The following is a 6021-nucleotide window of genomic DNA, read 5'->3' as shown; positions in this document are numbered from 1 at the left end:
CTAAGCGGGCAAAAGTGTCAGGCAATCTCGGTGTCAGGCACTCGGATGCGGCGCCGGCGGCTACGGCCCGATACACCGTCCGGGCCCGGCCCGATCGTTCCGGCATCCCGGCGCCTGGTCAGCATCACGATCACCGCGGCATAGCCGAGCAGGAGCGGCAGGTCGGCGACGGCGTACTGCCAGGGCATGTCGGCGGCGGTCTGGTCGACGCCGAGCTCCCCGTACGCCGCCGCGAGCAGGACGCTGATCAGGTTGTTGGCCACGTGCAGGGCGATCGCCGCTTCGAGGCCGCCGGTGCGCACGGTCAGCCAGCCCGCGACGAGTCCGAACACGACCAGGTCGGCGAAGCCCCAGGGCGTACCCCAGCCGTGCAGTGCCGCGAAGACCACGGCCTGCAGCGCGATCGGGGGCCACGGGCTGCGTACCCACTGGTTGACGGCCTGCAGCAGCCACCCCCGCAGCAGGTATTCCTCCGCAGCGGCCTGGACCGGCACGACCAGCAGCGCCACCAGCACAGCCGGAGCGAACTCGGCGAGCCCGACCACCTTCCCGTCGGGCATCCCGTCCACGGACAGCAACAGCACGACCGGGACCACCGCCACCGCAAGACAACGGAACAACAGGCCCCACCGCAACCGTACGGCCGGACGCCGCTGGATCCACCGCTGAGCGAGGAGGGTCGCGGGCAGCACCGCCGCGACCGTCAGGAACGCCACGGCCAGGTCCGCGAGCGGCCCGAAACTCGGCACCCCGTCCGCGTTCTCCGGGCGCCCCGCGACCAGCGCCGCGAGGGCCGCGAGCAGATAGACGCCGATCCCACCGGCAACCCCGAAAACCGCGATGACCAGGCCCGTCAGCAACGTGCGGCCTTTGTTTGGGTACGCGCTCAGCATGCGGACAAGTCTCGTCACCGCGCCGCCGTCCGCGCCTCTGTCCACAGCCTGAACCCGACCCCCGCCCCCGGTTATAGAAAGTCGCTATCGTGCCCGTCATGAATCGCTGGACGACGTGGGTGCTGCCCGTGCTGCTGTGCGCGGGCCAGCTCGCGCTGTGGCCCGGCGACGATTTCCCGTCCGTGACCGCCGTGGCCGGCGGCGCCGTGATTCTGCTGATCGGCGCGGCGCTGGGTCTGCGCACGTCGCGGCCGGTCGAGGTCACCGTGGCCGTCGTCGCCGGCATCAGCCTCGGCACCTGGGTCGCGCCCGCCGGCCAGCTGGTCGCCTTCCCCGGTGACGCCCTGCTCGTGATCTCCTTCGCCGATCAGGTGGCCCTGTTCAGCGTGGCGGCCCTCCGCTCGTACCGCGCCACCGTCCTGACCCTGGTGGGGCTGGTCCTCTGGCAGGTCCCGCTGACCGTGGCCCGCGACGGCGTGACCGGCGACCTGCTGCCCGACCTGATCTTCGCGGCCGTGCTCTACGTGGTGGTCGCCGCGTTCGGCCGGCGCCGTGCACACTGGCGGGCCGACCGGTCCGAGGCCGCCCGCCGGCTCGCCGAGGCCACCCGCGCCGAACGCGACGCCGCCGACGCCGAACGCCGCCGGCTGGCCCGCGAGCTGCACGACGTGACCGCGCACCACCTGACCTCGATCGTCGTGAACGCGTCCGCCGCGCAGATGCTCGCCGCGAAGAGACCCGAGCTGCACGAGGAAGCCCTCGACTACGCGACCCGCACCGGTCGCGAGACCCTCGCGGCACTGCGCGAGCTCGTGGCCATCATGCCGTGGGACGCCGAGCCGTCACCGGAAACCGTCCCCGCCCTCGGCGACCTGGCCGACGACTTCCGGCAGCTCGGCCAGGTCATCACCGTGACGGCGCCAGCCGGCCCCCTGCCGCCTGCCCTGGCCGCCGCGGTGCACGGCATCGCCCGCGAGGCGCTCACCAACACGCTGAGATACGCCCCCGGTGCGAAGGTCGACATCCTGCTGCGGCACACCGGCGACCACACCGAGCTCGTGATCGACGACGCGGGCAGCGTCGCCGCCCCGGCGGCCGCCGGGCTCGGTGGCGGCCGCGGCACGGACGGCATGCGGGACCGGGCCGTCGCCCTCGGCGGCACCCTCGTCTCCGGCCCCCGCGACAACGGTGGCGGCTGGCGCGTCCAGGCCACCTTCCCGCACCTAGACGCCGCATCCCCGCAGTTCGCGGCCGCTTTTCCGCTCGGCGGTGCCGCGCGGGGCAGGCCCTTCGGGGTCCGGGTGCGCGGGATCGTGGGTGCGGCGCTGCGCCGGGTCCGCAGCGACACCCTGATCGACGGGGCCCTCATGGCCGGTGCCCTGATCCTCCCGGTGCTGAGCCTCATCCTCGGCGTGGAGGAGGACGGCATCACCCCCGCCGCCGCCACCCTGATCCTGCTGGCGCTGCTCAGCCACGCCCTGCCACTGTTCTGGCGCCGCGGACACCCCTGGTGGGCCCTGGCGGCGGTCGCGCTGACAGCGTGGACGGCACCGCTGCTCCTCGCCACCGGCGGCGCCCCCGCCGTCAGCGCCTCCATCTTCCTGGTCACCATCGGCGCCGATCTGGTCGCGGTCTACTCGGTCGCCGCCCGCGGCGCCCGCCCCGGCCTGACCTGGCTCGCACCGATCGCCGCCACGGCCTCCTGGTCACTGTCCCTCGCCGTCATGGTCCTCACGACGCCCCAGGACCCACCCCGCGAAGCACTGCCGACCGGCGCCGTGCTGACCACCGCCTCCATCGCCGTCGTCGCCGTCCTCGCCGCCGTCGCCCTGACCCTGCCCATGACCGCATCCTGGCTGACCGGCTGGGCGATCCGCCGTCGCCGCACCCGCCGCCTCGACCACGAGCACCACGGCGTCGCCACCGCCCTGGCCCAGGCCACCGCCCGCACCCACGAGGAACGCACCCGCGTCGCCACGGGCCTGCGCGACGCGGTCCTCCACCACGCCGCCGAGGTCCCTGCCGCCGCCGAGGCCGGCGACCTCCCCCGCGTCCTCACCGCAGCCCGCCAGGCCCTCACCGCCATGCGGGCCCTCCTCGACGGCCTCGGCCGGACACCCCCGCCCACGGCCCCCACCCCCGACCCCCACCGCTCCCAGCCCGGCTAGATTCTGTGTCGCAGGTGAGGTCGGAGCGAGGCGGAGTCCAGACCTGCCTTCCAGCGGGTGGCGAGGGCGGCAGACTCAGGCCACGGGCACGAAGGTGCGCCGAAACCGGCTGTGCCGCACCCTTCTGCGGCCTCAGGTGTCAAGCGCGGGCCACTCGTGTCTGAGCGGGAAACACATGTTCTGCTGTCAGACGCGATTGGCCGGATTCGACGGACAACACCGTAGAAAGTTGTCGCATCCCAGCGTCCAGCGCAACATTCAGCCCCGCAGACCCGGATGGCCGCGAGCCGGGATGGTCGCCAGCCGGGCTCAGAGTGCGGTGCCGCCCGAGGCGTCGATGACCTGGCCGGTCACCCAGCGACCCTCATCGGAGGAGAGGAAGGCGACGATGCTCGCCACGTCGTCCGGCTCGCCGAGCCGGCCGAGGGCGACCCGGGCGACCTGTTGCGCCGCGAGTTCCTCGCTGTCGCGCAGGTACTGACTGTTCCGGGTCATGACGATGCCGGGTGACACCGCGTTGACGGTGATGCCGCGCGGGCCCAGGTCCAGCGCCAGGTCAAGGGTGAACGTGTTCAGGGCCGCCTTGCTGACGCCGTAGGTGAGCAGTTCCGGACTTCCGACGGTGGCCGCGAGGCTGGAAATGGTGATGATCCGGCCGCCGTCGCGCAGTCGCGGCAACGCGAGCTTGGTGATGAAGAACGGCGCCTTCACGTTCACCGCGATCACCTGGTCGAACTCCTCCTCGGGGAGGTCGGCGAGCCGGGCGGAGCTGCCCACGGCGGCGTTGTGGACGAGGATGTCGAGCTTCCCGTCGGGGACATACTCCCTGCCCGCGTCGTCGAAGGCGGCCCAGAGGCGGGCGGCGTCGCCGGGCAGGCCCAGCTCCGCGTGGACGGCGAAGGCGCGCCCGCCGTCCTTGCGGATGCGCTCCACCGTGTCGAGGGCCGCCGCCACCCGCCTGTTCTGGGAGAACGGGTACGAGGCGACCTCGATCAACGACCTGACCCGGGAGATGGGGATCCGGCCGGGCAGCCTCTACGCGGCGTTCGGGGACAAGAGGACTCTGTTCAACGAGGTCATCGCGGCATACGGCCGCTCCCCGGCCGGAGAGTTCATCTGGGCCGCCATGGCCAGGGAGCCCACGGCGTTCGACGCCTTCCACCGCATCCTGCTCGATGCCGCGGCGATGTACACCGACCCCGGGACACCGGCCGGCAACCTGCTGTGCAGCGCCGCCGCGGCCGACGTCGACGTCGCCGTCTACATGTGCGACCTGCGCAACGCCAGCGTCGATACCTTCGAGAAGCGCCTGGCGACCGCCCGGCACGAGGGCGAGATACCGGCGGCAGCGGACCCCCGCAGGCTGGCGGCGTACTTCACCGCCGTCATGCACGGCATGTCCCAGCGCGCACGGGACGGCGCCACGGCGGCGGAGCTCACCGACACCGCGGAGCTCGCCATGGCCGCCTGGCCGGCACGCTGACCGGCTTTGTTCCGGGCCGGCCCCGAAACGCGGTCCGGGTCTTGGTCCCTGGCAGGCCCCGGGCCGTACCATCATCGCCGGAATCGCCGGTCGCGGCGCTGGGCGGGCGGGCACGAGGGGGTGGGCGCGATCGGTGTGCGGGTGATGGTCGTCGATGATCAGGTGATGGTGCGGGCGGGTCTGGCTGCGATCGTGGATTCGCAGGACGGCCTGGACGTGGTGGGTGAGGCCGGGGACGGCGAGGCCGCGCTCGAGCTCGCCGCGGAGGTGGGCCCCGATGTCGTCCTGATGGACATCCGGATGCCCGGCATGGACGGGCTGACCGCGACCGCCCGGCTCACGGCGGGTGCGGATCCGCCGCGGGTGCTGGTGCTGACGACGTTCCATCAGGACGCGTACGTGTTCCAGGCGTTGCGGGCCGGGGCTTCCGGTTTTCTGCTGAAGGATGCCGAGCCGGCCGAGCTGGTCGCGGCGATCCGGGTCGTGGCGGGCGGCGAGGCGATGCTGAGCCCGGCGGTCACGAGACGGCTCATCGACGCGTTCGCCACCGGCACGGTGAGCGCGGCACCGGAGGGCGATCCCCGGCTGGCGACGCTGACACCGCGCGAACGCGACGTCCTGGTCAGCCTCGCCCAGGGGCTGTCCAACGCCGAGATCGGCGCGGCCCTGGGCATCGTCACCGGCACGGTCAAGGCCCACATCAACGCCCTGCTCCCCAAACTCGGCGTCCGCGACCGCGTCCAGGCCACCATCGTCGCCTACGACCTGGGCCTCGTCCGCCCCCGCTGACCCAGGCCCCCGAGACGGACTCAGACCTCCCCGGACGGACTTAGGCCTCCACCCGGACGCACTCAGGCCTCGCCCCGGACCGACTCAGGCCTCGCCCCGGACGGGCTCAGGCCTCGCCTCGGACGCGGCGCGGGGAGATGGTGTAGCTGAACGAGATCAGGAAGTCGGCGACGAGGGCGACCGTCCATGGGGCCATGACGCTCCACAGTGGGCGGGTCCGGTCGAGGTCGCCGACGAGGGCGGTGAAGACCGCGAGGACGGCGGCCGCGATCAGGTAGGCGAGCAGGTGCCGCAGCCACTGGCGGCGCTCGTGGGCGGCGTGGGACCGGCCGGCCCGGGGCGGACGGACGGGGGCCGGGCCGCCGGCGAAGCGGTGGGCGAAGTGCCGATCAGCCCAGTGGATCATCTGGTGGCCGAACGCGATCGACACCCCGAGATAGACGGCGGCCAGCCCGTGCGCGATGCCGGCCTCCCCGCCGCCGCGCAGGTCGATGACCGACACCACCAGCAGCACCACGTCGGCCAGGGGCACGGCCATCAGCAGGGCCGCGCCGGCCCGCCGGAGGCGCAGCGGGTAGCGGGCCACCAGCCCGGCCAGCAGCAACACCCAGAACGCCACCTCACACCCGATGATCACCGCAATCATGACGCTCCCCGTTTTCGCACGACCGTGTTACATCGTTTATAA

Annotated in this window: 6 protein-coding genes; 3 read left to right on the top strand and 3 right to left on the bottom strand. The window is 72.9% G+C overall.

Going from position 1 to position 6021, the window contains the following annotated elements; translation table 11 throughout:
• Window positions 1-17: 17 nt before the first annotated feature.
• Entirely contained in the window at window positions 18-938 is a 921-nt protein-coding gene (locus tag Ahu01nite_RS47995) for a CPBP family intramembrane glutamic endopeptidase (protein WP_203843455.1), read from the bottom strand.
• Window positions 939-991: 53 nt separating this feature from the next.
• On the opposite strand from Ahu01nite_RS47995, the gene Ahu01nite_RS47990 reads away from it, so the two are divergent.
• A complete protein-coding gene (locus tag Ahu01nite_RS47990; protein ID WP_203843454.1) occupies window positions 992-3061 on the top strand; it encodes a sensor histidine kinase in 2070 nt (689 codons plus the stop codon).
• Window positions 3062-3370: 309 nt separating this feature from the next.
• Here Ahu01nite_RS47990 and Ahu01nite_RS47985 read toward each other — a convergent pair whose 3' ends face one another.
• The gene (locus Ahu01nite_RS47985; protein WP_203843453.1) at window positions 3371-4015 is read right to left on the bottom strand and encodes an SDR family NAD(P)-dependent oxidoreductase; all 645 of its coding nucleotides are present in this window, start codon (window positions 4013-4015) and stop codon (window positions 3371-3373) included.
• Here Ahu01nite_RS47985 and Ahu01nite_RS47980 point away from each other — a divergent pair.
• Window positions 3996-4544 carry a TetR/AcrR family transcriptional regulator gene (locus Ahu01nite_RS47980; protein ID WP_203843452.1) on the top strand — a complete coding sequence of 183 codons (549 nt, stop codon included), beginning with the start codon at window positions 3996-3998 and terminating at the stop codon, window positions 4542-4544. The two genes, Ahu01nite_RS47985 and Ahu01nite_RS47980, sit on opposite strands and share 20 nt — an antisense overlap.
• Window positions 4545-4673: 129 nt before the next feature.
• On the top strand, window positions 4674-5333 hold the full coding sequence (locus tag Ahu01nite_RS47975) for a response regulator (protein ID WP_203843462.1): 660 nt from the start codon (window positions 4674-4676) through the stop codon (window positions 5331-5333).
• Between the two features lie 106 nt (window positions 5334-5439).
• On the opposite strand, the gene Ahu01nite_RS47970 is transcribed toward Ahu01nite_RS47975, so the two are convergent.
• Entirely contained in the window at window positions 5440-5979 is a 540-nt protein-coding gene (locus Ahu01nite_RS47970; protein WP_203843451.1) for a hypothetical protein, read from the bottom strand.
• Window positions 5980-6021 lie beyond the last annotated feature (42 nt).

The sequence above is a fragment of the Winogradskya humida genome, assembly GCF_016862215.1.
Lineage (GTDB): Bacteria > Actinomycetota > Actinomycetes > Mycobacteriales > Micromonosporaceae > Actinoplanes > Actinoplanes humidus.
The sequence above is the reverse complement of the archived record's forward strand: the minus strand, read 5'-3'. Positions and strand labels throughout refer to the sequence as shown.